Origin of the sequence: Pandoraea sp. PE-S2T-3 (assembly GCF_002179965.1) — a bacterium.
In the GTDB taxonomy this organism is placed as follows: Bacteria; Pseudomonadota; Gammaproteobacteria; order Burkholderiales; family Burkholderiaceae; genus Pandoraea.
In genome coordinates this window covers 1-1142 of the sequence record NZ_NGUQ01000003.1, presented here as the reverse complement: position 1 = coordinate 1142, position 1142 = coordinate 1, and the positions used below count along the sequence as shown (strand labels likewise).

3 tRNA genes are annotated in these 1142 nt (G+C 58.1%); all 3 read left to right on the top strand.

The features are described 5' to 3' along the window. Positions 1-738 precede the first annotated feature (738 nt). The 3 genes from CDV46_RS01125 to CDV46_RS01115 all read left to right on the top strand — a co-directional run bounded on the left by CDV46_RS01125 (position 739) and on the right by CDV46_RS01115 (position 1075). Positions 739-824: transfer RNA gene (locus CDV46_RS01125), tRNA-Tyr, on the top strand. A gap of 68 nt (positions 825-892) precedes the next feature. Then, positions 893-966, top strand: a tRNA-Gly gene (locus CDV46_RS01120). Between the two features lie 34 nt (positions 967-1000). Further along, a tRNA-Thr gene (locus CDV46_RS01115) sits at positions 1001-1075 on the top strand. The last annotated feature ends 67 nt before the right edge of the window (positions 1076-1142 follow it).

Sequence of the window (1142 nt, the reverse complement as noted above, 5' to 3'; positions counted from 1 at the left end):
TGCCAACGGAATTCGATAACGTCGCAGCATCGCGTGCTGACCGATCAAATCCTGCCGTAAAACACGGGGCGAGCTCAGATCGAGCAGCTGGAACGTGCCGTGACGTCCATCGAGTTCTTGGCGCCAACCACAGCACGTCGGTGCATCGGTGTCTAAAAGGCCTACAAGGCGCCTATAAGGTCAACGCGAAGCGACTACGCGCCTCCTGCGCACCTGGTGCCCGCCGGACTGAGAGCTTAGAGGCCGGCGGACCTGCCGCGTGAGGGCTTCTCGGCTAGGTGGCTCGGTGAATCGGATAAGCCATTACGCCGACGTCCAGGGGTAATGGGCCCTGGCCACCCATTGGTGGCGCGCTAAGCCACGCCGACAGCGACATATTCCCGGACGATCACGACGCTTCCAGGCCCTGGTCAGTGCCTGCGCAGGGCCGTTGATGCGGCATCGCCGGCGCCAGACGCGCAAAGCGACCGTCTGCGGAGGTGTTGCGAGGGGTTGCGCTTCGCGCCTCGCTGCGCCAGGGTGAACTGGACTTGCTTCCGGGTCGCGGGCGCTGCCGCAAATTCGTGAGTTGCCGGTGAAAATTTCCGGCATTGTTTTGCCGTCTCGATTACTAGGAAAATCAAAGACTTGCCGCACGAATCGAAAAAAATCGCAGCAGCAGGCACAAAAACTGCTCTTTTAATGCGTGGAAGGTGTTGACAAGGTAGGGCGACATCTCCATAATTGCAAATTCTCTGCGGAGGGGTGCCCGAGTGGCTAAAGGGGGCAGACTGTAAATCTGTTGGCTTACGCCTACGTTGGTTCGAATCCAACCTCCTCCACCAGAATGCGGAAGTAATGAGCGCCGGAAGTTCCGGCGCTCATTATCAAGGAAGCGAGAGTCGGAATCCAAGCGGGTGTAGCTCAATGGTAGAGCAGAAGCCTTCCAAGCTTATGACGAGGGTTCGATTCCCTTCACCCGCTCCAGGTGACGCGCAGACGCAGAAGAAGTAAAGGTTTCGCCCATGTGGCTCAGTGGTAGAGCACTCCCTTGGTAAGGGAGAGGTCGGCAGTTCGATCCTGCCCATGGGCACCACTAGATAGTGTGAAGCGCGGCAATCAACATGCCGAGCAACTCGGCAATAGATAACCCGTTAGGAGTT